Raw genomic sequence first — 23,773 nt, 5'->3', positions numbered from 1 at the left:
GACCAGTCAGAACAATTCAAAAAGATTAGGCAAAAGATTATCAATCAATGGATCGACGCATCTTGGTTTTTTTGAGCATTTGATAGACGTGCTTTTCCAGCCGCAATCGATTCCAGCGCTCCCACTCCATTGACGAGGTTGGATGCATCACCGGCATCATCGCTTCATCGGTCCAGTAATCGAGGGAATCGAGCGTTGAGAGGTGCAGCGAACAGGACGGACCATCACCCATGTGTTCAGTTCGAGCTGAAGTGATCGTCCAACAGAGAACCGGTTCGCCAGGTGTCATACGCAACAGTCTTCCGGTTTAGACACACTCCTCAATCTCCCTCGGGAGAAAAAATACAAACACTGGCGGACTGCTGCAGACGCCACAAATCGAGGACAGGCAAACCGGTCAGGAGTGGAACAACAAAACCAAGCCCTGTTGGACCTGATGAAATTCCCGTTCTTCTCGACTGAGATCTAGCCCTACTTCCAATCCCTCCTGAATTGCTTCCTCGAACGGAGGGGTCGAAGGCGGTGCTGATGCGATCCAGAGAGCTGCAATACCAATGGCTGTTGCATGCCATCGAAAACGTCCGGTGATCCCGATATCCGGTTCATTGAGAGCGTCCTGTAGGAGGGCGTTGATCGAGAGGCTTGTGCTGGCCATGATGAACAGCATCGTGACGAGATGGGTGAGCCGCAATCAGCTGAGAGACTTTGTATCGTTCGAGGTGATTCTTTTTGATCGTTCCAACAAACGATCTGCCAACTCGGGTAGCAGTTGTTCATGAATGGTTCACTCCCCGATCAACCGGTGGAGCGGAACTGGTTGTCCAGGCGATTGATCAACTCTTCCAGGCTCTCAACAGACAGCCTCAACTGGTCGCCCTTGTGGAGGGCGAAAGCAGCAGATCAAGCAGTTGGTTGTGTGGACGATCCATCCTGACGAGTGGGATTCAAAACCTGCCCTGGGGTGTCAGCCACGTGCAGCAATATCTGCCATTGCTCCCTTATGCGATTGAGCAGATCAACCTCGAGGCGGCAGAACTTGTCATCAGCAGCAGCCACCTGGTTGCCAAGGGAGTGCTGACCGCGCCGGACCAACTGCACATCAGCTACATCCACACGCCGGTGCGTTACGCGTGGGATCAGATGCATGCCTACCTAGAACGTTCATCGCTGACGCGGTATGGCCTTGGTCCCGTCATCCGCTGGCAACTTCACAAGCTTCGGCAGTGGGACGTCGTCAGTGCTCAGAGAATCGATCAACTGATTGCAAATTCCCGATTCACTGCACGTCGGATTCAAAAGTTTTGGAATCGTTCATCCGTGGTGGTCCACCCCCCGGTGGACGTGCAACGGTTCCGATGGAACGAACCAAGAGACGACTTTTATCTCTGCCTTTGCCGACTTGTTCCTTATAAACGTGTTGACCTAGTGATCAGAGCGTTCAATCACCTCGGACTGCCCTTGATCGTTGTGGGGGATGGCTCGGACTTCCAAGAGCTGAAGCGGTTGGCAGGCCCCACAGTCACGCTGCTAGGGCGGCAATCCCAGCAACAGGTGGAATCGCTGCTAGCGACCTGCAGGGCGTTCGTTTATGCCGGCATTGAGGACTTCGGCATTGCCCCGGTTGAAGCCATGGCTTCCGGTGCACCGGTGATCGGGCTCGCCCAGGGGGGACTGCTTGATACCGTCCGCTGTCTTCAGAGCGATGTGGACGCACCAACCGGCCTGCTCTTCCGGGAGCAATCGGCGCAATCGATTGCAGAAGCCGTGCGCTGGTTCCACGAACGAATGCTCTGGACACACGTTAATGCAGAGCAGAACAGGATCTGGGCAGAACGCTTTCGTCCGGAAGCGTTCAAACGCCGGTTTCAAGCCGTGGTGCAGCGAGCCTGGTCGGCTCACCAACAAAGCTGTGACGTTGCGGCGAGTGACCCCGGAGAGATGCCAGAACTCTCTGTGTGACGTTGAGTGTGGCGAGACACAGATTGAGCCTTGACGACGGCCTCCCGGCCATCACTCCGTCAGACAGCCGGTCTCGCCATCGGGCGGGGCTCCTACCGCCCCCATCTGGCGGTGACAACGGCGCCACCCTCTCTCCTCAACGCCCGCACTCTGATTGGGCAACAAAGCCGTATGGGCAGAGGGCTGAAGCGATCGGGAGACATTGTGCTGTCCCTCGCTGTCCTTGGTGCAGGAGCGCCGATTCTCCTGAGCCTCGCGCTCCTGGTGAAGTTAAGTTCACCCGGTCCTGTTTTCTACATTCAGCGTCGCGTCGGACGTAACTACCGACGCTTTGGCTGCATCAAATTCCGGACGATGAGAGCCGATGCAGATGATGTTCTCAACAAAGTTCTTGCCGAAAATGCGGCACTTCGCCAGGAGTTTGAACGGGACTTCAAATTAAGGCGCGACCCTCGCATCACCTGGATCGGCCGTTTTCTGAGACGCTCCAGCCTTGATGAACTGCCTCAGTTTCTCAACGTGCTGAGAGGCGAGATGAGTGTTGTGGGACCCAGGCCCATTGTGGATAAAGAATTGGATCGGTACGGCAGTTATATGGACGAAGTGGCATCCGTACGTCCTGGTCTGACGGGCCTCTGGCAGGTCAGCGGACGCAACAATCTGAGCTACCGCAAACGCGTCAAGCTTGATTTGGCGTATGCCCGCGGACGATCATTCCCTCTCGATCTCGCGATCATTCTCCGGACATTCGGAGTGCTTCTTCTTCCGATGGATCGCGGGGCGTACTAATGGCAACTTGACCCATCTTGATATTGAAATTAGACCTTTTTATTCCTTAGCCCAACGTTGCGTGCATCGAGAGGAGCACTGCATTTCACCGTCTGGATAGCTGAAACCAGCTTTACGTGCATTTTTTTCCACTTCACCAGGATTCGAACCGCTGAATGTTCGTGTTGTTTTGGCTTCTGCACCAAGGGCAGTAGACAGAAGACATGCAATCAGAACCAGGCTTGTTCTCAACATGGCAACCATTTCATCATCAACGCAGCCATCATCAACCAGAACAGTTCAAGGCGGCCCGTCAAATTCAGGATCAGGCGCACCGATTCAGCTGTGGCGGGCGGATGGTGTGAAGCCAATTGAGGTTTTGCAACCCAATGGTCGGAATACCGGTTCAACCCTCCCAGAGAAACACCCGCACAGTGGGCATAAATCGCCTCTGATCGACCTGCATTGGGAGAGGGGTCCATGGCTCCATCACGCTCTGCAGCGGCAACAAGAGCTGGCATCGTCCAAATCGGACAACTGACCAGTGGCAAGGACACCATCACCAGCCGGCAGGGCAACCAGGTAAGCAGGTCATCCAGTCGCGCCCCGGCTGTTCCCAGCCAAAGCAATTGGTCTCGCCGATACCCCAGCATGGAATCAAGGGTGCTCGCGGCTTTGAAACCCCAGGCCAACGCCAAGGGGCCAGGCAAAAGGTCGGACCATTGCCAAAGCAAACTTCCAACAACCATCCAGAACAAAGGGGCAAACAAACCATCAACCGCATTTTCCGAGGCACTTTCCGCTGCAGCCCTCAGAATCTGCTGCCTGTCCAATCGCGTTACATCCCTGCCAACGATCCAGCTGAGCTGGTTTCGAGCCCTTGAGAGATTTGCATCGTCCTGGGCTGAAGGCAGCGCCACAAGCACAGACAAGACACTTTCCCGCAGGCTGCGGGCAGCAAGGCAACTCGCCAGGCCGAAAACCAACAATGTGAAACCAGTCCAAAACAACGGTGGCTCCCTGAACATCACAAGGCGTTCGATGCACCACCCCAATCCGCAACTGGATCCGACCAGGAGCAGGGTGATCACAGCACCTGCGAAACGAAGGCGCCACGGCTTGTTTTGCGCGAGGGCTTCAGCAATGGAGCGCAACCGTGAGATACACCACCCCATCACCACAACAGGGTGAAGGCACCAGCGAGGATCACCGATGCATTGATCAACAACAGCGGCAAGAATTACCGCGAAGAATGTGGTTTCGCAGACCATCAACTGCGTTGCAGGCGGGATCGGAGCAGCAGCGGAGCCAGGCAAAACAGGCCGAGATTGAGGGGCAGTGCAAAGGGGAGCCCCAGCAGCCGAGCGAAGCCTCCCATCAACGGGATGCCTACCAGGCCGCCGATCGCCCCGGACCGTTGCAGGATCTGCCAGCCAGCTGCCGGGTCGTCGTCAGTGATTCGCTCGACCTGTTGAAGATCGCAGCAAGCAGCCAACCAGGCCACAGGGATGAACAGAAACGTTGCCAACCAACCCGGCCTGGCATGACAGACGATCAATCCCGTCAACAGAGACCCGACCACCCCGCAAAGTTCACTTCCACGTCTCAACTGACGGAACTCAAGACCTCCAGACCTCAGGACATCTCGCTGCAATGGCAGCCGACTCAAATCCTGGCCAAGGGTCATCATCAAGGCGGCCAGCAGCAATGTGGCCATTCCCCAGGGCCGCCGCGTGCTGAATCCGGCGATGGCCGCCACGCAAAGACAAATCATCACAAGGGCACTGGCCAGTTGGAGACCAAAGCCCGTGGAGCGGCGCCGAAGCGGGAGGTGGGCTGGAAGCGTGGTAGTTGCCGGAAGCAGGCCGTTGATCAGTGGTGATGTCGTCATCCCACTAAGCAGCCTGGAATTGGAGGCCAGCGTGAGGCTGGCCCCTGCTTGAGCACCGCCCCAGCGACGTTGATTCCACCAGGGCGGCATATCGGTGTTGAACTCAGGAGGACTTCAACCAACTGAACATTGAACGCAACCCTTTGCCGACGTTCTCGATCGGATGTTCGGCGTCGCGATCGCGGATCTTTTTCATTTCAGGCTTACCGGCTTCGCATTCAGCAACGAAATTCTTGGCAAAGGTTCCATCCTGGATATCAGCAAGGACACGCTTCATCTCTGCCTTGGTGTCGGCCGTGATCAAACGTGGACCACTGACGTAGTCCCCATATTCAGCAGTGTTTGAAATGGAATCTCGCATGGCCGTGAGACCGCCTTTCACCATCAGATCCACGATCAATTTCACTTCGTGGAGGCACTCGAAGTAAGCCAGCTCAGGCTGATATCCAGCTTCGACCAAGGTTTCGAAGCCTGCTTTCACCAATTCAGACAAACCACCGCAGAGAACCGCCTGCTCCCCGAACAAATCTGTCTCCGTCTCCTCTTTGAAATTGGTCTCAAGGATGCCCGCACGGGTCCCCCCGATCCCTTTGGCGTAGGCCATCGCCAAGCCGCGTGCACGACCTGAAGCGTCCTGTTCAATGGCGAAGAGGGCGGGAACCCCTTGTCCATTCTGGTATTCCCAACGCACCGTGTGGCCAGGACCTTTCGGGGCGATCATCACGACATCCACATCGGCGGGAGGCTTGATGAGCTGAAAGCGAATGTTGAATCCGTGGGCGAAGCTCAACACCTTCCCAGCACTCAGGTGTGGAGCGATCTCCTTGGCATAGACATCTTTCTGAAATTCATCGGGAAGCAACACCATGATCCAGTCCGCCTTGGCTGAGGCATCAGCGACACTGAGCACCTCAAGGCCGTCCGCCTTTGCCTTGTCTGCGGAACGGCTCCCCTCATACAGCCCGACGACCACATCGACGCCACTGTCCTTCAGGTTCAGGGCATGAGCATGGCCCTGAGAGCCGTAGCCGATGATTGCGACGGTCTTTCCAGTAAGAAGACCGAGATCAGCGTCTGAATCGTAGAAGAGCTGGGCCATCCAGGTCGTGCGCGATGAGCAGTGCAACCAGTGAGCTTACGCAGTTGGCGCATCAAGACCGGAGCTGCAATCCGGAGATCGCTGTTAAAGAGCAAAATCAAGATGCCCATCAAAACGCATCATTCGGTCTGACAAAGCACGACAGACGTCGTGGAAAACCCAAGAATTGAGCATCACATCGAACCTCTCATTCATTCGTCTATGGCGGCAAAGCAACCAGACGAAGGATCACAATTAGGAAATATCAAGGCATGAAGCCGTGCCATTGTTTCCCTGGGAGACTCCCCAAAACTCGTTCTGTAATCGCGAGCAAAGTGATTGAGACTTTGAAATCCGTAGTGTCTGGCGATACCCAGAACTTTATTCAAACCAATGCGGTCCTGCAGTTCAGGATTCGACAGGGCACATTGGACCTGCTGTAAACGAATCTGCTTCAAAAGCGCCATTGGACCAAGTCCAAAAATCTCTCTGCAGCTGTGACTTATCGTGGTACGCGAAGCAAACAGAAGAGAAGAAAGGCGATCCAATGTGATGGCATCATGTGGATTTTGCAGACCCCACCCAATACAATCATTCATCAAACCTGTTCTGAAACCATGAGACGACAGAGGATTAAGACTTGTCTTACACGTTGGTGCAAAAAACTCAAGCAAACCTGCCTCGAGAAACTCACAATTGAAATCAGATGACTGCGTCAAACCAGTCGATGCAATAAAACTGGCCTGGTGCTGCAAAGTTTTGAACAAAGCCGGATCAAGCCGGGCGGAATCGCTTGCATTGAGAGCGTCACTGAGGTGACAACCACCCTCCAGAGCGGACAAAGCAAGGACTCTTGGCTTATCAAATAGAACAAAATTGATCTTGCCGCCAGCATCTAACCTAGAAAAAAAATCTTTAACATTCTCATTGAATCCATAAATCGTGAAGGGTGCGACCGGCTGTCCTCGCACCACATATATTGTCCATACTGCTTTGAAGAGTCAAAACAGACTCCAACATAGTTTGAATTCCTCTCCCCGCAAAAAAACAGTGAACGATCACATTCCAGCGACATGGTCGCAATTCTTTCTCTCTTTTTGAAAGAGAACCTACCCTGCAGAAAACCAGGCGTCAACTGGACGATTTCCCACGCCAATCCAGCTCCCCGAATCAACTCAGCGGCCTGGGATGCGATGGAAAAAGCGATATCAAGATCAGGCGACTTTACCAATAAACGGCTTGCATTCATATTGTGATGCCCTTGCCATATCCGTGCGAATTCCAATCACAGCTCAACGGATTCCGCAACCAGAGCCTGCCGATCAGCCGCTTATTGCACTGATATTGGTTGCACTGACATTGATTACACTAAAAACATTTTGGAGAACAACTGCACTCCGGGATGAAAGACGCGCTGGAATGTCGGGCTTAAAGGGCAAAGCGAATGCCGAATAGAAGAATAATTTGATACCTTTGATCTGGTCAAAAGATCCCCCTAATCGCTGAAAAACATAAAAATTTTTTCACTAAACTTCAATGCTCTCGAGATGCACACATGAAGCCCTGAAGTCCACGCACCCCTTGTTCAAATCATCAAATCAAGGGTCAAAATACCCCCACAAATCTGTTTAACAACAAGGCCCTGCAGCCATCCAGACACCCAGGCAATCGGCACATCCCAAGACGCTTCTCCATCTGGCCCTTGGATTTAATCCGTGCGTAGTGGATTTGTTGCATACCCTTGTTCTCCTCGGCCACCGGAAGATCAATGGCAAATCTGATCTGTTGCATCCTGACGGCCTTTGCACTGCTGCTTTCAACCCCAACCTCGGCCTGGGCACAGGTGCATCAACACGAAAATGAGAGCGGCAAAGCGATGGTCCGCAGCCTTGAGAGTCTCCGCGACCTTGATTACGACAGCTGGCAGGCTGTGGCTTACCGCGAAGGACCTCCTGGAGAACCAGTGGTCCTGAGAATCGTGGGTTATCCAGGAAAGGTGAGGCTCGATCACCCTGCCAACATGAACGTTGCGTCCGGTCGGCGCGCCTGGCAATTGGCGGATATCACCCTCAAGAACCCGGTTCTGGTTAACGATGGCAGGGAGGCAGCCGCCGAATTCGAGCTCGATCCACTGCTCGAAGACCTCAGCAACAACAGACCACTGCGGCTTGAACTGCCTGGAGTTTTCAGCGAGCTTCCCGTACCGCCTTATGTGGTTGGCGAGTGGCGCTCACTGCAAACCATGCCCTTGGACTGATGTGGGAGCGATGGATGCGGCGAGCACTGCAACTCGCAGCCTTGGCCGATGGTCACACCAGTCCCAATCCACTTGTCGGAGCCGTCGTTCTCGATCGAAATGGAGCCCTCATCGGGGAGGGATTCCATGCACAAGCTGGCCGACCCCACGCCGAAGTGGGAGCTCTCGCTCAGGCCGGACAAGACGCTCGCGGTGGCACGCTGATCGTGACCCTCGAGCCCTGCTGCCACCACGGCAAAACTCCCCCCTGCACAGAGGCCGTTCTCAAGGCCGGCATTCAACGGGTTGTGATTGCACTGGAGGATCCGGATCCACGGGTCGCTGGCAACGGAATCTCTGTTTTGAAAGACCATGGCGTGGAGGTGCTTCAAGGAGTTCTCCGGGCCGAGGCGGCTGAACAGAACCGAGCCTTCCTGCATCGGGTCCGTACTGGGCGCCCCTGGGGGGTGTTGAAGTGGGCCATGAGTCTTGACGGCAGGACAGCGCTGTCGAACGGTCAGAGCCAGTGGATTTCAGGCGCCATAGCCCGTCGCTGGGTCCATGCCTTACGGGCCGGGTGTGATGCCGTCATTGTGGGAGGAGGGACGGTGCGAAGCGATGACCCCCTTCTCACAACGCGTGGGAGAAGGGAACCGGAGCCGTTGCGGGTGGTTTTGTCGAGAAGCCTGGACCTGCCTTCTTCAGCACAGCTGTGGGACACGGCAACAGCAGCCACGCTCGTGGCCCATGGCCCCGATGGCGTAAGCCGATCCCTACCAGTTGGCCCTGAACGATTGGCCTTACCCCATTGCGATCCGCAGCACCTCATGGAAAGCCTGGCTGCGAAGGGATGCAACCGGGTGCTGTGGGAATGCGGGCCTGAACTTTCAACTGCAGCGATCCGCCAAGGCTGTGTGCAGGAGATTGCCGCGGTGATTGCCCCCAAACTTCTAGGCGGCAATGCTGCGCAAACACCATTGGCAGAGCTCGGGTTCTCCAGCATGGACCAGATCCGATTGCTGTCGTCCATGCGCATGACCCGGCTCGATCGGGACCTTCTGATTCAGAGCCATTTCGAGGGTTGAGTCGCTTGCATCGTGGAGACGAAACGACCGATCAGAATTCCCATAACGACCGCCAGGTAAAGCGGTCCGATGATGCTGGTGGAGACACTGACGATCCTGGAGACCGGCAGCATCGGGCTGATATCACCGAATCCTACGGTCGTTAAGCAAACGAAACCGAAATAGGTGATCTGGGAAAACACCGCACCAACGCTCAGCACATTGACGGTGCCTGATTGGGCCATGTCGGTTGCCAGATCCAATGGGGCAAAGCTCCCCGGCTGGATGGTTTCAATGGCCCCCATGATCAGCCCGGCCGTCAAGCCGAGGTGGAGATAGCCGGCGATGGCCCCCATCAACATCGACTCATTGATCACGGGCTCCCGGGCGATCCGGCTGATCAGTCTCCGGATGCTCCAAGCCACCAGCAGCCCCCAGCTCAGGGCCAGAGGTACCCCGCTGTAAATCAGTTCCAATGGAGTCAGCAACCAAAGCCACATCGCAGTGACCGCAACACCTCCAAGCAGGCGGTAGAGCCGGTTCGACCAAACATGATTGTCACTGTCCCTGACCATGACCTGGGTCAAGAGCAGTGCGATGAGGGAATAGAGGAAGAACTTGACGCGGATCAGGGTTGGAAAGGCGAGGCAGGCCAGCAGGAGCAGCGTCAGCACCAGGAGCAATTTCAACTGGGTGCTGCTCTTGAGGATTGGGCGTCGTATCTGAGGCAAGCGTTGCGTGGCCACTCAGCTGAGCCCAGAGTCCACCAGAGAGTCGCCCTGTCAAGCCAACCGATCAGAGAAAAGACAGCTGCTGACCTCCCTTGGAGATCGGACGGTCTCCAGATCTGAGGCAGGACCACCCTGCCGGGGAACCGGGATCCATCATCGGCTCGAGGTTGCGCCGATGAGCATGGTCTCCAGGCTCCAACCAAACCGCTTCGAGCCCTGGCGGAATCACGACTGGCATTCGATCGTGAAGTGGAGCAACCAAAGCATTGGCGGCTGTGGTGATCACACAGCACGTCTCAACTTCACTGCCGTCCGCTCCGATCCATCGATCCCATAGCCCCGCAAGCCAGAAGAGTTCGCCATCCTCGCGTCGAATCAGGTTGTTTTTCTCCAGATAGCCAGAACAGGGCAACAAGCAGCGGTGGTGACGCCAGGGCCCACGAAAACTAGGTTTCTCAGCGAGAGTTTCCGAGCGGGCATTGATCGGTCGGGGGCCGCGACTGGGATCTTTCACCCAGCTCGGCAGCAATCCCCACAGCATGTGGACCAATTGATCTCGGCCGTGATCCCTCCGTAGCACCAGAACGGGTTCAAAAGGACAGACGAGAGAACGGGGTGCGTAAAAAGCCAACCAGCTCTCATCGTCATCTGACAGCCAGGGGGACAGACGCTCCCTCAGAACATCTGTGGGGGACTCGAGCGTGTAACGACCACACATCCCCAAACGATAAGGGCGTTCGGTTCTCCCACCTGTTGTGAAGCCAACTACCGGATGATCCCTCGTAGCGTGAGTGGATTCAGGCTCCGATCCATGCCGATCCGACAGGATGACAATCGCCCGAATCGACGATTCGGAATCATCAACATCGTGTTGATCGCCTTCGGGGTGTTGTTGCTTGTCAGCAGTTTCATTCCCAACCCCGCCAACCAAGTGCCAAGGGTTCCCTATTCCCTATTCATCGACCAGGTGAACGATGGGGTCGTCAAACGCGCTTACATCACCCAGGAACAAATTCGCTACGAACTGGCTGAACCGGAAGAGGGCTCACCACCTGTATTGGCAACGACGCCAATCTTTGACATGGATCTGCCTCAGCGTCTGGAGAACAAGGGTGTTGAATTCGCAGCTGCTCCCCCGAAGAAACCCAATATTTTCACCACCATTCTCAGCTGGGTTGTACCACCACTGATCTTTATACTTGTCCTCCAATTTTTTGCTCGCCGATCGATGGGAGGTGGAGCTCAAGGAGCTCTCAGTTTCACCAAAAGCAAAGCCAAGGTTTACGTTCCAGATGAAGAATCGAGAGTCACCTTCTCTGATGTAGCTGGAGTGGATGAAGCGAAGCAAGAATTAACCGAAATCGTCGACTTTCTAAAAAAACCAGAACGTTATGCAGAGATAGGGGCCCGAATACCAAAGGGAGTCTTGCTGGTTGGTCCACCAGGCACAGGCAAAACCTTGTTGTCCAAAGCCGTGGCAGGAGAAGCAGAAGTTCCATTTTTCATTATCTCCGGCTCTGAGTTCGTTGAGCTTTTTGTCGGTGCAGGTGCTGCACGGGTGCGTGATTTATTCGAGGAAGCGAAAAAGAAAGCACCTTGCATCATCTTTATCGATGAACTTGATGCCATTGGAAAAAGTCGTTCCGGCTCCATGGGGGTGGTTGGAGGAAACGATGAACGGGAGCAAACCTTGAATCAGTTGCTGACGGAAATGGATGGTTTCACAGCACAAGACAAACCCGTCATTGTCCTCGCAGCAACCAACCAACCGGAAGTTCTCGATGCAGCGCTGCTGAGACCGGGCCGATTTGACCGTCAGGTGCTGGTCGACCGTCCTGATCTTTCAGGTCGCAAAACGATCCTTCAGATCTATGCCAAGAAGGTCAAACTTGCCGAGGCCGTCGATCTCGACAGCGTGGCTCAGGCCACCAGCGGATTCGCTGGGGCTGACCTTGCCAATCTTGTGAACGAAGCGGCACTGCTGGCGGCACGGAACCAAAGGACCAAAGTTGAACAGCAGGATCTAAGCGAGGCGATCGAGCGTGTTGTTGCGGGGCTTGAGAAGAAGAGTCGCGTCCTACAAGACGATGAAAAGAAGGTGGTCGCTTATCACGAGGTTGGACATGCAATCGTTGGTCACCTGATGCCAGGTGGGAGCAAGGTTGCCAAAATCTCGATCGTTCCCCGGGGGATGAGTGCGCTTGGCTACACCCTGCAGTTGCCGACTGAAGAACGCTTCTTGAATTCGAAGGAAGAGCTACAGGGACAGATCGCGACACTTCTGGGCGGTCGATCAGCCGAAGAAATCGTGTTCGGGAAAATTACAACCGGTGCAGCCAACGACCTTCAACGCGCCACCGATCTGGCGGAACAGATGGTGGGCACCTACGGGATGAGCGACACCTTGGGACCACTGGCCTATGACAAACAAGGTGGCAATCGCTTTCTGGGTCAGGGCAACAATCCCAGACGTTCGGTGAGTGATGCAACGGCCCAGGCCATCGATCATGAGGTGCGTGGCCTCGTCGATAAGGCCCATGACGACGCACTGGCGATTTTGAGGCAGAACATGGCGTTGCTTGAAACCATTGCTCAGAAAATTCTTGAAAAAGAGGTGATTGAGGGTGATGACCTGAAGCAAATGCTCGATGCAAGTGTGCTTCCCCAAGGAGTCGCTGCCTGAACATGGCTGGAGCCGCCGAAAGGCGGCTCTCAACCTTCAACACGGGTGAATCGAACACAGAATCCAACACTCGGAAAGCCAGCCACTTCGGAGGGCGATCTCCAGGACATCTGCGCTGATTGCATGACATGCCAGCCTTTGTTGCATAACAAGACCCTTTTGACACATAGGTATGACACTGGGCGTAGCTGCAGCTCTCACCGCGCTGAGAGGACGTGATTATCTCTCTTCCGCTGATTGCTCGACGGATGAGACCACTGCTTTGATCGGGCTGGCTCAGCAACTCAAATCAGGTGAGCGGCGGATTGATCTGGGAAACCGTGTCCTGGGTCTGATCTTCAGTAAGGCATCCACGAGAACTCGTGTCAGTTTCCAGGTGGCCATGGCTCACCTGGGGGGACAAACGGTTGATCTACATCCAAGCGTGACCCAGCTGGGACGCGGAGAACCGCTCGAAGACACAGCAAGGGTTCTGAGTCGATATTGCGATGTGTTGGCGGTTCGTACGTTTGCCCAGCAGGAAATTGTTGATTACGCGTTCTGGTCAGATGTGCCCGTGATTAATGCTCTAACAGACCTCGAACATCCCTGTCAGGCTCTTGCCGACTTCATGACCATGAAGGAGGAACATGGAGAGCTGAGCGGCCATACCCTGGCGTATGTCGGGGACGGAAACAATGTGGCGCATTCATTGATGTTGTGTGGCGCTCTACTCGGGGTGAACATCAAGATTGCATGTCCACAGGGGTTTGAACCGCTCAATGGAATCCTCGAACAGGCGAGAAAAATCGCACCGGAGGGAACAAGCGTTGATGTCACCAACGATCCCTTTGAAGCAGTGAAGGGTGCGCAGGCGGTTTACACCGATGTCTGGGCGTCCATGGGACAAGAGGAGGAACAGCAACAACGAGCAGCTGCATTCGCAGAGTTCTGTGTGAATCAGACACTGCTCAATCAAGCTGCATCGGATGCAATTGTTTTGCATTGTCTCCCCGCCCATCGAGGAGAGGAAATCAGCGCAGAAGTGATGGAAGGCCCACAGAGCCGGATTTTTGATCAAGCTGAAAATCGTTTGCACGTTCAGCAAGCCTTACTCGCTGCTGTTATGGGAGGACTTTGAAAAACTGAGCCAAAGCATTAAAGGAGTGAATTCGAAGCAAAATACTCTTTGCTAGACAGGAACAATACAAAAAAAGCAGTTAAATTCTTAACTTGAAGCCACGAGGCAAATTTACGCCTTGATCAACAGACGCTGATCAAAAATCCCATGAATGAAAGATACTGGAGTTCTCAAGCGACCAAAGCGCAGTGAAGCTCTTGCCTGAATAAGGTCGTCAGCAACTATGGAATAACATTAACCCTAGATAAAATTGCAAACACAAAAAGAAGAAGACAGAAACATACGAAGATCAAAATACACACAATAGTTCAAAAAACTTACCAAGAAAGACGCGCTCGAACCAACTCCACATGCATTAAACAAAGTCACCCGCTACAACTGATCAGCCACAATGAAAATGGGAGGAAGAGATCTGGCATCAGCGCATCAACCTATCCCCAGCCCATTCAGCATCCAAAGCAGAACACACACACAACAACCGAAACAGCTGCCCATTTCAAACAGGGATACAAAAGAGAAGAGGGAAAGGGCAAGACCACAGACACCGTCTAGGCCTGACGAACCAACCGACCAACGAATTGCTTGCAACAAAGCCAATAAAGGGGTACAAATGTATTGTTGGCTTAGATTTCAATGCCAGGCAACAAACCGAGTGCACTAACACCTGCACAGCAAGAGCTGTACGACTGGCTGGCGGATTACATCGGTCTACACCATCACAGCCCATCCATTCGACAGATGATGCAAGCGATGGGGTTGCGTTCTCCAGCGCCCGTGCAAAGCAGACTGCGACATCTGCAGCAAAAAGGCTGGATCACCTGGAAGGAAGGTCAGGCAAGAACCCTTCAATTGCTGGGTGAGCTGGGAACCAGCAAAGGGGTTCCTGTCCTGGGGGCAGTGGCAGCAGGTGGCTTGGTTGAAACCTACAGCGACATCGAGGAAAGGCTTGACTTAAGCCAAGTGCTCGAAACACGGGGATTGTTCGCGCTGACCGTCAACGGAGATTCCATGGTGGATGCACACATTGCCGATGGCGATGTCGTGCTGATGCAGCCCGTTGTTGAACCATCACGATTGAAGGAAGGAACAGTCGTCAGCGCATTGGTTGCCGGAAGCGGCACCACCTTGAAACATTTTTTCCGGGACGGCGCCATGGTGCGTCTGGTCGCAGCGAATGAAGCCTATGAACCATTAGTGATCCCAGGCGAACAGGTGCAGGTGCAAGGCCAACTTGTCGCCGTGTGGCGGCAGGTTTGACGCTCTGAAGGTGTATACTCCACTACGAACAGCGGCACGAGCCTGAGGGCATCACCGATGTTTTTGGGGCCATAGCTCAGCTGGTAGAGCACCTGCATGGCATGCAGGGGGTCAGGAGTTCGAGTCTCCTTGGCTCCATCGAGATCTAAACCACCTGCATACGGTGGACTAGGTCCATCTGAGCAAAAACCAGACCTTCATCAAATCAAGAACACTGTACTAATTGGCCATCCGTTCGTACTGTCGGACGAAGCAATTACAGCCGCACAATGTTCAATCTTGAAGTACTACAAGAAATACATTAAGGTGAAAGCCATTGCTCTCGAATTGCACCTCAACAAATTCGGAAGCTGACAAGCTATTAAGCACTTAAATCCCCAATAGCAATCAAGCCAAATCCAACAAATTTGGGCCAAAAGGATAACTATAATTTCACCCAGAACCTAAATAAATAAACTAATATCGTTAAAAATCGAGCTAAGATAAAACCTACAATAAAATCTAAAGGCATAAACAAGAATGCAACGACTAAAAACATTAAGGCAAGGACATTGGTTCACGCCAAGAACAATTAAAGTCTTATACTCATTAAAATCCAATGCAAGTCGCTTCACCAGCATTGACGACGCCGTGCAGACAGCAATCAATTAGCAAAAATCTCATAAAAAAATAAAAATCTTAATCGGGACGGCAAAATCTCAAGACAACTTCAACAATCTGTCAGCGCCTTCATACAGAGTGGACACAACTCACAAGGCACTTAAAATGTTAGAAAATAAATTTATTAAATGTCAACCACTCAATACCATGTTGGTCCATTGTTCCCACGCAAGAAGAATGGCGACCTAAATCTAGTACTCTCCAAAAGCCTTGAAGTAATTGATCACAATGGGGATAAAATCATTAAAAGCCGCAAGAATACAACATCCGATGATTTGAATGTCAAGCTGTCGATCACATCAGAACCTATTAACATTCCGGGGACTGACCTCTTCCTCAACAAATGGTTAATCCCACAATTAAAAGATACCGAGAATAATACATCATTATTCAATCAAATCAAAGAAGCTGCTGTGGGGAATTGGACCAAGAAATCACGAAATGAAAGCATGTATACATTAAATCAAATAGGATACATAGGACCAGGCTATGAAAATAGTTCAACAAATACCAGCTTTTGGAATGCGCCAGGGACAAGTGAAGACGAAATCTATTCAGACATCCAAAAAGCCGAGAATTATCAACCCGAGAAACGATGGAAAAATTATGAAAACACAACAAATGTAAAATCAAATTTTGATAAAGACTCGTTGCTCGAGAATATAAATTCCGAGGATGCCGCCCATCAACATCACAATCACGCTTTAACAGCAAGCTCAGATTCGACAAGCGAAGATAACGCAGATTATTGGCATCCGTCAATTCTCTACACGTACAAAATCCCTGGCGAAGGAACAAGTTATCCGGGCCCAGTGATGATGCTAGAGCCAGGAGAAGAATTAGCCATTGAATTCTCGAACAATATTGAAATACCTGGTCTTACGGAGGAACAGACACAGGAAGCGACATTGATTACAAATTCACTACCAAGCCTAACAGGGGGAGTTGGCCATGGAGGAGCAACATCAACAAATTACCATCTGCACGGAGCACATGTACATCCAGGTGGATTCGCAGACAATGTGGTTTCTAGATATACAACGGGCCAAGAATGGACAACCAAGATTAAGATTCCCGGCGATCACGGGATGGGCTCATATTGGTACCATCCTCATTACCATCCAGCAGTAAATCAGCAACTTTATGGTGGTGCCTCTGGATTTCTTCAGATAGGGGACCCACTAAGCAAAATACCTGGTTTTAATAAAGTTCCAAGAAACCTAGCTGTTATCAAATCAATCAATGTAATCCCTGAGGAAAGATCAGGAGATTTAGTGCTTACAGGCTACGATATTTTAGGCTCTGTTACTCAGTCAGTAGCAATGCCCACGGTAAACGGGACTTTTCAGCCTAATGTTGATGTAGACAACACAGGTTGGCAAGCTGTCAGCTTAAGCAACCAAGACAATGATGCTTATTACAATATTAGACTGATTCATACCGATGATTCTGGTAAGACTTCGAACTTACCAATGTATATATATGGAGAAGACGGACATCAATATCCTCAAATACGGAAAGCGGTTGGGGCTCTTGGTATGGCGGATAACAATAGTGCTAATCCTTATAGCAAAGCTGAAAATTTGGTCGCATTACCACCTGGAAAAAGAATCGATCTTCTAACATATTTACCTCATGGCAAAACTGAAATAGCATCAGTATATTCATTCACAAAGGAAGATGGACTATCATACAAGATTTCAAATTATGATATTGTAGGAGAATACCCTGACCTCACTTCTAAAAATCAAGATATAACGAATGGGGCTGGAGGGCCAGGCCCCCTTGCAGTATTTAATGTTAAGGGTTCTGGGAAATTGCCCAAGGAGAGCAAATTAGATCAAGACGTCGCAGTTTCGAACGAGCTCATTGATGTCCAAGAGATCACTCCATTGACGACAGCAGATGAATATGATTTAGAGAAAATACCATCGGTCAACTTATTTAATAAAGATTGGCAAGCTCTTCGCAAACGTAAATTCGACTGGAGCATAGCTACATTGGTCGGACCAGTTAATGAAAGAGATGCTGCAACACAAGAAGCGATTGCAAAATATGATTCAGCCAATCCAGATTCACCCTACCAAAAATATCAATTACTTCCATCAGTTAAAGCCAATGAAGCCTGGTTGGGAGCATATCCTGGCCTGCCTTTCTTAATTAACGACCATGTTTTTCCTAACGGCAATTTAATCATTGCCCAACTCGGAACGATGGAGGAATGGAAGCTGCGAAATTGGAGCTCAACCCTTGAAGGTTCGATCAAATATGTGGGACACCCTTTTCATATTCATATTAATGATTATCAAGTAAAGAACAGTGACTCAGAACTAAGTAATAAAAGGAATTTAGAAGATGTTACTTCTTTAAATTCGAGTGGCTATTATTACAAAAAAATTAATCCAGACACAAATGAGTGGGAGCTTGTGACTAATGAACCTTTAAATGGAAGGCTCCACAAGATAAAAGAAGCGTATTCTGAAAACAGTGATGTATTTGATAAATTGGTAACATATGGAGCCAATGATCAGAAAGTTCGTATGATTTTCCAGGATTATTTGGGGACATATGTGATGCATTGTCACATGATCCCTCATGAAGATGCTGGTATGATGCAGGTGATCACTGTTGTAGAAAATACTGATTCAAGCTGGTTAATTCCCGTAGAAAACTTAAACATCAAAAAAGGAAATATTCAAGCATATCAGGCAAGAACAATGAAACCGTTATCGATTAATCTTGATAGTGATGCATCACTCGTCAGGCGTGCGCAGGTGGGCGATGTTACCTCTGATTACGTACAGGATATTATCCTGTCTTCAACCTCCAATAATGACAGTGGCTCGGTTCAAATACTTGACGGTGCAGCTCTGCGAGAGGGGAGGACTTCTCAATTAACAAACTTCTCGCCGCACAAATCAAGTGATGCCCCATGGGCATTTTTAGAAGATTTTGATGGAGACGGTCTACGAGATCTTTTGACAGCAGGATTTAATCAAAATCAAAAAAATGGGATCAACTTAGAAGAATTACAGCTTAAGGCCTGGGATTCTGAAAATGACAGTAACGCATGGATAAAAGCTTTTGAATTCAAGCCATTTGAAAACGTGAATATTCAAGATAGTCAAGATGAAAAGAAATCTGTTGCGCCTATTTCGCAACTAGATATCAAACAGTTAAGCGTCGCAATAGCCGATGTAAATCTTGATAACTTCCAAGATATAGCCATCTCTTACGTTGTTACCAATGGGGTTCGTGTTGTAGTTCTTGATGGAGCCGCACTGGCACTAACTCACCAGACAGGAAGAGTTGAGGGAGGATACCTACCCAATGAAAATATTCTTGCTGATGCAATCATCCAGGATGAAAATCTTAAAGACTCTGAACAGATCATACTCTCCTCTGGATTTAGTAGCTATGCACAATCAGCACTAGAAAATATTGTCCTATCAACATCAAAAGACGATGAGAATTATCAATATACTTTACAGCTTCAGGCGGGTCACTTTATTGCGTCTTCTAACCCAGAGGACCAAAACATGAATTCCTCTGAACAAGGGGTAAGCATTCACAATTTAAATGAAAAGTTATTCCCACTTACAGTTGCTGAAAAACATAAACTCTCCAACGGCACTTCAGTCGCAAGTCCCGTAATTGCTGGCTCACTTGCGAATGGGGCGTTACTCCTTGATGACCATCTTGCAATAGCTCAGGGCAACTCAGCGAATGGGAACAGCTCTACAAGCGATAAAATATATAACACGGCCCAGCAGCTCATCATTGACATCTCTCAAGTCAATGAAGTTAATGAAAAAGATATTGATGGAATTATTAATACAAGTCTAGACTCCACTTATTCAAAAAAGGAATCTCATGAGCGCTTAAATATGACGAATTTAGCTTATTATAGTTATACGGGTGAAACAATGGCTCCTTCCTATGCAGCAAAGAATTCAGCTTTGATTCTAGGAAAAGGTGGCAATCCCAAAGATCTAGTGGATGAATTCTTGTCTGACAAACTGATTTCAGAGCAGGTGATCAATCAATATGGCGGTGATCTTGAGGCTCTATCTACCAGCGATATTGTTACTAGAACAATGTCAGAATTGTATAGACGTGCACCACGAAGCAAGGAAATTCAAGAATGGGAGGATGAGGTAAGCAATGGATTGGATCCACAATACTTACCTCTGTCTATCCTTCAATCCACATCAAAAAAGGATCAATATCGCGTCGGATTATTATCATCGGCAAGTCAATGGAATCAACTTCAGTGGGGTACTAGCGCGGCACTCGACGGATCGTTTGGCCAGGGAATGCGTAGAGATCATAAACGTTTTGATGTATTGAATAGAGAGTTGGATTCAGTGGCAAAGATTGCTTCATGGGCTGAATCGGAAAAAGGGTTGGATGATTATATTGACTTTTCAACTGATATTTTTAATGCCGGCAACGTATCTAAGACTGGTTTTTTCTGAGCCATATCGATTTCAAAATGATCTAAAAGTATATTTAAAAACATGTACTTTTCACTGCCTTGAATGCATAATATTGCAACATAATCGATAAAAGCTGCAGATTTTGCACCACTGTGTCGACATCGAAAAGACAGACTGTGAGAAATGCTAATCAATCAATTAATTCATGCAATAACCAACACTTCACAATAGTCATTCAAAAATTTTGACATTATTGAATAGTAGATCTGTTTTTATCAAAGACAATACAATAGTGAGCCGCTACACATTTGGGGATTAGCGAGAGACAGCGTCCATAATCTTGAAGAGTCAAAAAATACCGTCACAACAGTGTGTTGGAGTTCATACGAAAATCAAGAATCAAGCTGAGTTTACGAGCATCAGAATTCAAAGATCTTCAGCGCCTTTATTATTTGATCAGGCTTTACATGCCACCGCTGTTGCAAATGAACAATGCGAAGCTCCATAGTTAAACAATAGATACAAAGCTCATCATCAATGAATACCAAGCGCGAGCTTGGGGTGGAGTTAACTGATCAATAAACAGAGAATTTAATTCGATGAACAGGCTTTATGGATCAGAAAAAAAGGAAAAAATCAACAGATTTCTAAAAGGATTTAGCGAGGAAATTGAAATACTATTTAAATCAAAGTTCGATGAAATTGCCGAAATGAATATTGGCGAAGGAGAAACAACAAGGATGGTTGGTCGCTTACTCAATGCAAAAATAAATGTCATCGATCAAATCAATGGTCAGCCCCAGTGAGCAAAATTTGTGACAGCTCATAAAAACTCAAGGTCAAGAGATCCAATAACAGTTCAAAAAGCCATCAAATTTTATAATCGCAAACAACATCCTTCCATTGACAGATCGGACCAGCTCCTTGGCCAATATTGAGTGAATGTCGAATGCATTCAGTAACATATTCTTTTGCTAATTTGATTGAACATTGAAGATCGATTTGCTTGGAAAGACAAGCAGTTATAGCAGCCGCAAAAGTACAGCCGCTTCCGTGGGTATGCTTGGTATAAATTCTTTGACCAGAAAGCCAAAACTCATCACCACTTTTATCAAGAAAATAATCCTGTCCTGAGAGAGTCTCAAGCGCACCACATTTCACGACAATGGCATTCATGCCAAATTCCAGAATTTTTCTAGCAGAGTGCTCGATATCTTTTTTTGACGTGATATTGATCTCGCTTAATAGAGACGCTTCATAAATATTCGGTGTCAGTAAAAATGCTTTTGGTAGTATAAATTTTTTATATGAATCGACTGCCTTACTGTCAATCAGTTGCGAACCAGCCCTTGAAATCATAACTGGGTCAATAATCTTTGGAACGTTAACGCGATCCAAATAAAATGAAATTAACTCTATGATCTCCGTGCTAAAAAGCATGCCAGTCTTTAAAGATGCAATCTCAATATCATCAAGAATGGCATTTAATTGACTCTCAATAGAGCAAATACTTAACGCCTCAACATGTGTAACACCCGTCGTATTTTGAGCAGTAGCACAGGTGATCACCGAACATCCATTGACATTTGAATTATTGAAAGCTTTTAAATCCGCTTGTATACCAGCACCACCACTTGAATCGCTGCCTCCAATCGCCAATGCAGTTGCAATCTTCATCGAAACAATTTTTTCCTATTCTATGCTTTGGTAAATCAAACATACATTTGTATATATCTGACAGCCAAGAGCCAGATATGGTGCTAAACATTCTCCACAAAAAGCATGGTCATGGACTACCTCATTGTGCAGCCACTTCCAAAAACAGCACCACGGTTCGATGCAGGTTGCATGGTGTGGAGAGATGAGATGAACCACATGAGAATTGTTACTCAACATCCATGCTTAACACAAGAAAAGTTACCTACATTTCAGAGCAAGAAAATAGATAAATTAAATCAACCAAGAGAGCTGGGCTTTTAATGCTATTTCATAAAACATTAATTACAGCTTAGGGTGATAAATATAGAGCAATGCCTCCGTTATATCGATAAATTACTTTTTTAGGTATTACTTTGAACGTCCACTTGAGTCGTGCTGCAGCGCATGAACTGATGAGGCAATCAGCTGTAGCTGGAATACCAGGTGAAATGTATGCAGAAATAGTTAGCGGGGGATGCTCAGATTATACAATTATATTTAAACCTGGAAGAAATTTAGGAACAGCTATTGCACGTGAATCGGGAGTGACACTTTACGCACAACCAAACCAAATATCACAATTTATTGGAATTAGAATTGGTTATCGCGAAAATCTTTCTGGAGGTGGTTTTTGCTTTACGGGGCAAAGAATTTGTGTCAACCCATGTGGGAATTGCTTCTTATTTACCAAATAAGAGTTGATTTGACTTAAGAAAGAAAAGGTAAAACCATCATTTATTCCAGATTTATTGAAATCAATTGGCGAAATTCTTATCATATTAACTAGAAAAACAAGCAATTCAATATTCACGATGCAATTCTCAAGAACATCAGCAGTTCGTGAGGAATCTCCTTTCATTCTAGATCGTCAAGCAACAACACAATTCATAGGATTTTGACACCATTGATCATGGATAAACGAATGACTTGACTATAAATGTCAACCATAGTAAATTTTATATTTATACTTTCTGCAATCAATTGCATGACGATAAAAATATGCGTCATTTGTGGCGACAACTACGAAGCAAAGAGCCCCAGAATGCTTTGTTGCTCAAGAAAATGCAGATTGATTTTATCTGAGAAACAAAAAACGACACGCGCAAGATTGCTCAAGAATGGATAATGATACCTTAGATAAGGTAACTAAAAAATTGAGATTTACAAGGCCAACCTCTACGGAACTAGAAAATCATAAGATGCTATCATTTATCTTTAGGATGTAGTTACATCTTTAACTTAGACATCATGCCGATTAAAATTTCAGGTCTAATTCTGCAATATCCCAGATCATAAACAAAGGACCTATATCAGAAAAATAGCAATAAAGAGGACATATCTGTATTTATTTTGACAATTCTAGGAGCATAAAAGTGCTTTGACTAATCAATCAAACAGAAGCATCATCACAAAAGCGAGCATTCCTGATGGCAATTTTCAGCTTTGTATACCAAATCAACACGCTTTGAACCCAAACCCTAGGAACATTTGCCTGTCATCATTTGTACCATCAAACATACTTTTTAAAACTGCAATGGCAAATATGTCATTTAAAATTCTATTTTAAATAAGAAAATGAAGCCAATCAAGCGTTCAGTGCAACCACAAAATGATTTTAACAATACAAATGGTTATCTTGACAAGATAAGCAGTAATTCAATTCGACAATATCCAGAGTGGAAGCCTACTCAGGAGCAACTTGAGGGGGATATCAACGAAACAATTGAGGAGATAAGATCATCGATTTCCAAACTGCAGCGAAACATTAAAGCCAGTGACAGGTACATATTAGGGCTTTTAGATGTAGTTGCTGACGATTACAGAGCGCAACCACCAACTGGAAAACAATAGGAACTAAATATTTTGTTCACAATGAAAAGCTACCTATCATATCCAATCCAATTGATAACTCAAATTGACTGAATAAAAACCAGAGCATAAAAAGATCTCTTTCAAAACAAGAACTATATTTTATATTAAAAAAAATTTCTTTGCTCCTTTTCCAAGCTTATTTGCGGCGCAAAAAATCATTACTTAGTGATTTTGTGTGCCGTAAATAAGGTCAATTAACTATACAGATGCAAATCAAAAAACAAAAGATTTTATTGGCTGAATGACAAATAGCGACGTAGCCAACCAATGCTGATGTGTCATGAACTGGCATCCATGGTTAAGCCTGAGGTACAGGT

The 23,773-nt window shown here is 48.4% G+C and carries 20 protein-coding genes and 1 tRNA gene; 12 read left to right on the top strand and 9 right to left on the bottom strand.

Translation table 11 applies throughout. The features are described from left to right. Positions 1-40 precede the first annotated feature (40 nt). Together SIB64_RS08865 and SIB64_RS08860 are read right to left on the bottom strand one after the other, a co-directional pair. Positions 41-295 carry a hypothetical protein gene (locus SIB64_RS08865; RefSeq protein WP_413439880.1) on the bottom strand — a complete coding sequence of 85 codons (255 nt, stop codon included), beginning with the start codon at positions 293-295 and terminating at the stop codon, positions 41-43. 102 nt (positions 296-397) lie between these two features. Then, positions 398-667 (bottom strand): hypothetical protein, encoded by a 270-nt coding sequence (locus SIB64_RS08860; RefSeq protein WP_413442954.1) that lies wholly within the window; start codon positions 665-667, stop codon positions 398-400. 62 nt (positions 668-729) lie between these two features. Between SIB64_RS08860 and SIB64_RS08855 the strand changes: the two genes are divergently transcribed. Continuing rightward, on the top strand, positions 730-1,959 hold the full coding sequence (locus tag SIB64_RS08855; RefSeq protein ID WP_413439879.1) for a glycosyltransferase: 1,230 nt from the start codon (positions 730-732) through the stop codon (positions 1,957-1,959). Between the two features lie 30 nt (positions 1,960-1,989). Further along, complete coding sequence (locus SIB64_RS08850; protein WP_413439878.1) at positions 1,990-2,748, top strand: sugar transferase; 759 nt, start codon at positions 1,990-1,992, stop codon at positions 2,746-2,748. Positions 2,749-2,975: 227 nt separating this feature from the next. Here SIB64_RS08850 and cbiB read toward each other — a convergent pair whose 3' ends face one another. The 4 genes from cbiB to SIB64_RS08830 all read right to left on the bottom strand — a co-directional run bounded on the left by cbiB (position 2,976) and on the right by SIB64_RS08830 (position 6,667). Beyond that, the gene (gene cbiB, locus SIB64_RS08845) at positions 2,976-3,998 is read right to left on the bottom strand and encodes an adenosylcobinamide-phosphate synthase CbiB (protein ID WP_413442953.1); all 1,023 of its coding nucleotides are present in this window, start codon (positions 3,996-3,998) and stop codon (positions 2,976-2,978) included. After that, positions 3,998-4,708 (bottom strand): hypothetical protein, encoded by a 711-nt coding sequence (locus SIB64_RS08840; protein WP_413439877.1) that lies wholly within the window; start codon positions 4,706-4,708, stop codon positions 3,998-4,000. Before SIB64_RS08840 ends, cbiB begins: the two co-directional genes overlap by 1 nt. 13 nt (positions 4,709-4,721) lie before the next feature. Next, positions 4,722-5,717, bottom strand: a complete 996-nt coding sequence (gene ilvC, locus SIB64_RS08835) for a ketol-acid reductoisomerase (RefSeq protein WP_413439876.1) — start codon at positions 5,715-5,717, stop codon at positions 4,722-4,724. A 191-nt stretch (positions 5,718-5,908) separates the two neighbouring features. Continuing rightward, on the bottom strand, positions 5,909-6,667 hold the full coding sequence (locus SIB64_RS08830) for a helix-turn-helix transcriptional regulator (RefSeq protein ID WP_413439875.1): 759 nt from the start codon (positions 6,665-6,667) through the stop codon (positions 5,909-5,911). Between the two features lie 797 nt (positions 6,668-7,464). Here SIB64_RS08830 and SIB64_RS08825 point away from each other — a divergent pair. After that, positions 7,465-7,953: a DUF3122 domain-containing protein gene (locus SIB64_RS08825; protein WP_413439874.1), complete on the top strand. Its 489-nt coding sequence runs from the start codon at positions 7,465-7,467 to the stop codon at positions 7,951-7,953. Continuing rightward, a complete protein-coding gene (gene ribD, locus SIB64_RS08820; RefSeq protein WP_413442952.1) occupies positions 7,953-9,017 on the top strand; it encodes a bifunctional diaminohydroxyphosphoribosylaminopyrimidine deaminase/5-amino-6-(5-phosphoribosylamino)uracil reductase RibD in 1,065 nt (354 codons plus the stop codon). The genes SIB64_RS08825 and ribD overlap by 1 nt, the downstream gene beginning before the upstream one ends. On the opposite strand, the gene SIB64_RS08815 is transcribed toward ribD, so the two are convergent. Together SIB64_RS08815 and SIB64_RS08810 are read right to left on the bottom strand one after the other, a co-directional pair. Further along, entirely contained in the window at positions 8,996-9,742 is a 747-nt protein-coding gene (locus SIB64_RS08815) for an ion channel (protein WP_413439873.1), read from the bottom strand. The two genes, ribD and SIB64_RS08815, sit on opposite strands and share 22 nt — an antisense overlap. 49 nt (positions 9,743-9,791) lie before the next feature. Then, complete coding sequence (locus SIB64_RS08810; RefSeq protein ID WP_413439871.1) at positions 9,792-10,445, bottom strand: SOS response-associated peptidase; 654 nt, start codon at positions 10,443-10,445, stop codon at positions 9,792-9,794. Positions 10,446-10,538: 93 nt separating this feature from the next. Between SIB64_RS08810 and ftsH the strand changes: the two genes are divergently transcribed. The 6 genes from ftsH to SIB64_RS08780 all read left to right on the top strand — a co-directional run bounded on the left by ftsH (position 10,539) and on the right by SIB64_RS08780 (position 20,692). Further along, a complete protein-coding gene (gene ftsH / locus SIB64_RS08805; protein ID WP_413439870.1) occupies positions 10,539-12,410 on the top strand; it encodes an ATP-dependent zinc metalloprotease FtsH in 1,872 nt (623 codons plus the stop codon). 172 nt (positions 12,411-12,582) lie between these two features. Beyond that, positions 12,583-13,530, top strand: a complete 948-nt coding sequence (gene argF, locus SIB64_RS08800) for an ornithine carbamoyltransferase (protein ID WP_413439869.1) — start codon at positions 12,583-12,585, stop codon at positions 13,528-13,530. Between the two features lie 633 nt (positions 13,531-14,163). Continuing rightward, positions 14,164-14,787 carry a transcriptional repressor LexA gene (gene lexA / locus SIB64_RS08795; RefSeq protein ID WP_413439868.1) on the top strand — a complete coding sequence of 208 codons (624 nt, stop codon included), beginning with the start codon at positions 14,164-14,166 and terminating at the stop codon, positions 14,785-14,787. A gap of 65 nt (positions 14,788-14,852) precedes the next feature. Continuing rightward, positions 14,853-14,925, top strand: a tRNA-Ala gene (locus SIB64_RS08790). 680 nt (positions 14,926-15,605) lie between these two features. Beyond that, positions 15,606-19,925, top strand: coding sequence for a multicopper oxidase domain-containing protein (locus tag SIB64_RS08785; RefSeq protein WP_413439867.1), 4,320 nt, complete (start codon positions 15,606-15,608; stop codon positions 19,923-19,925). A 560-nt stretch (positions 19,926-20,485) separates the two neighbouring features. Continuing rightward, a complete protein-coding gene (locus SIB64_RS08780; protein WP_413439866.1) occupies positions 20,486-20,692 on the top strand; it encodes a hypothetical protein in 207 nt (68 codons plus the stop codon). Between the two features lie 64 nt (positions 20,693-20,756). Here the strand turns inward: SIB64_RS08780 and thiD are convergent, their stop codons facing one another. Next, positions 20,757-21,563 (bottom strand): bifunctional hydroxymethylpyrimidine kinase/phosphomethylpyrimidine kinase, encoded by an 807-nt coding sequence (gene thiD / locus SIB64_RS08775; protein WP_413439865.1) that lies wholly within the window; start codon positions 21,561-21,563, stop codon positions 20,757-20,759. Between the two features lie 407 nt (positions 21,564-21,970). Here thiD and SIB64_RS08770 point away from each other — a divergent pair, with 407 nt between their 5' ends. Then, positions 21,971-22,279 carry an AIR synthase gene (locus tag SIB64_RS08770; RefSeq protein ID WP_413439864.1) on the top strand — a complete coding sequence of 103 codons (309 nt, stop codon included), beginning with the start codon at positions 21,971-21,973 and terminating at the stop codon, positions 22,277-22,279. 880 nt (positions 22,280-23,159) lie between these two features. Next, entirely contained in the window at positions 23,160-23,435 is a 276-nt protein-coding gene (locus SIB64_RS08765) for a hypothetical protein (RefSeq protein WP_413439863.1), read from the top strand. The last annotated feature ends 338 nt before the right edge of the window (positions 23,436-23,773 follow it).

This window comes from Synechococcus sp. MIT S1220, assembly GCF_047303025.1.
Lineage (GTDB): Bacteria > Cyanobacteriota > Cyanobacteriia > PCC-6307 > Cyanobiaceae > Parasynechococcus.
This window is presented reverse-complemented; position numbering and strand designations above follow the sequence as displayed.

Bases quoted from the DNA above. Each gene is read 5' to 3' on its own strand.
- SIB64_RS08860 (WP_413442954.1), bottom strand. From the start codon at position 667: ATGCTGTTCATCATGGCCAGCACAAGCCTCTCGATCAACGCCCTCCTA.
- cbiB (WP_413442953.1), bottom strand. From the start codon at position 3,998: ATGGTCTGCGAAACCACATTCTTCGCGGTAATTCTTGCCGCTGTTGTT.
- SIB64_RS08840 (WP_413439877.1), bottom strand. From the start codon at position 4,708: ATGCCGCCCTGGTGGAATCAACGTCGCTGGGGCGGTGCTCAAGCAGGG.
- ilvC (WP_413439876.1), bottom strand. From the start codon at position 5,717: ATGGCCCAGCTCTTCTACGATTCAGACGCTGATCTCGGTCTTCTTACT.
- SIB64_RS08825 (WP_413439874.1), top strand. From the start codon at position 7,465: ATGGCAAATCTGATCTGTTGCATCCTGACGGCCTTTGCACTGCTGCTT.
- ribD (WP_413442952.1), top strand. From the start codon at position 7,953: ATGTGGGAGCGATGGATGCGGCGAGCACTGCAACTCGCAGCCTTGGCC.
- SIB64_RS08810 (WP_413439871.1), bottom strand. From the start codon at position 10,445: ATGTGTGGTCGTTACACGCTCGAGTCCCCCACAGATGTTCTGAGGGAG.
- ftsH (WP_413439870.1), top strand. From the start codon at position 10,539: ATGCCGATCCGACAGGATGACAATCGCCCGAATCGACGATTCGGAATC.
- argF (WP_413439869.1), top strand. From the start codon at position 12,583: ATGACACTGGGCGTAGCTGCAGCTCTCACCGCGCTGAGAGGACGTGAT.
- lexA (WP_413439868.1), top strand. From the start codon at position 14,164: ATGCCAGGCAACAAACCGAGTGCACTAACACCTGCACAGCAAGAGCTG.
- SIB64_RS08780 (WP_413439866.1), top strand. From the start codon at position 20,486: ATGAACAGGCTTTATGGATCAGAAAAAAAGGAAAAAATCAACAGATTT.
- thiD (WP_413439865.1), bottom strand. From the start codon at position 21,563: ATGAAGATTGCAACTGCATTGGCGATTGGAGGCAGCGATTCAAGTGGT.
- SIB64_RS08765 (WP_413439863.1), top strand. From the start codon at position 23,160: ATGAAGCCAATCAAGCGTTCAGTGCAACCACAAAATGATTTTAACAAT.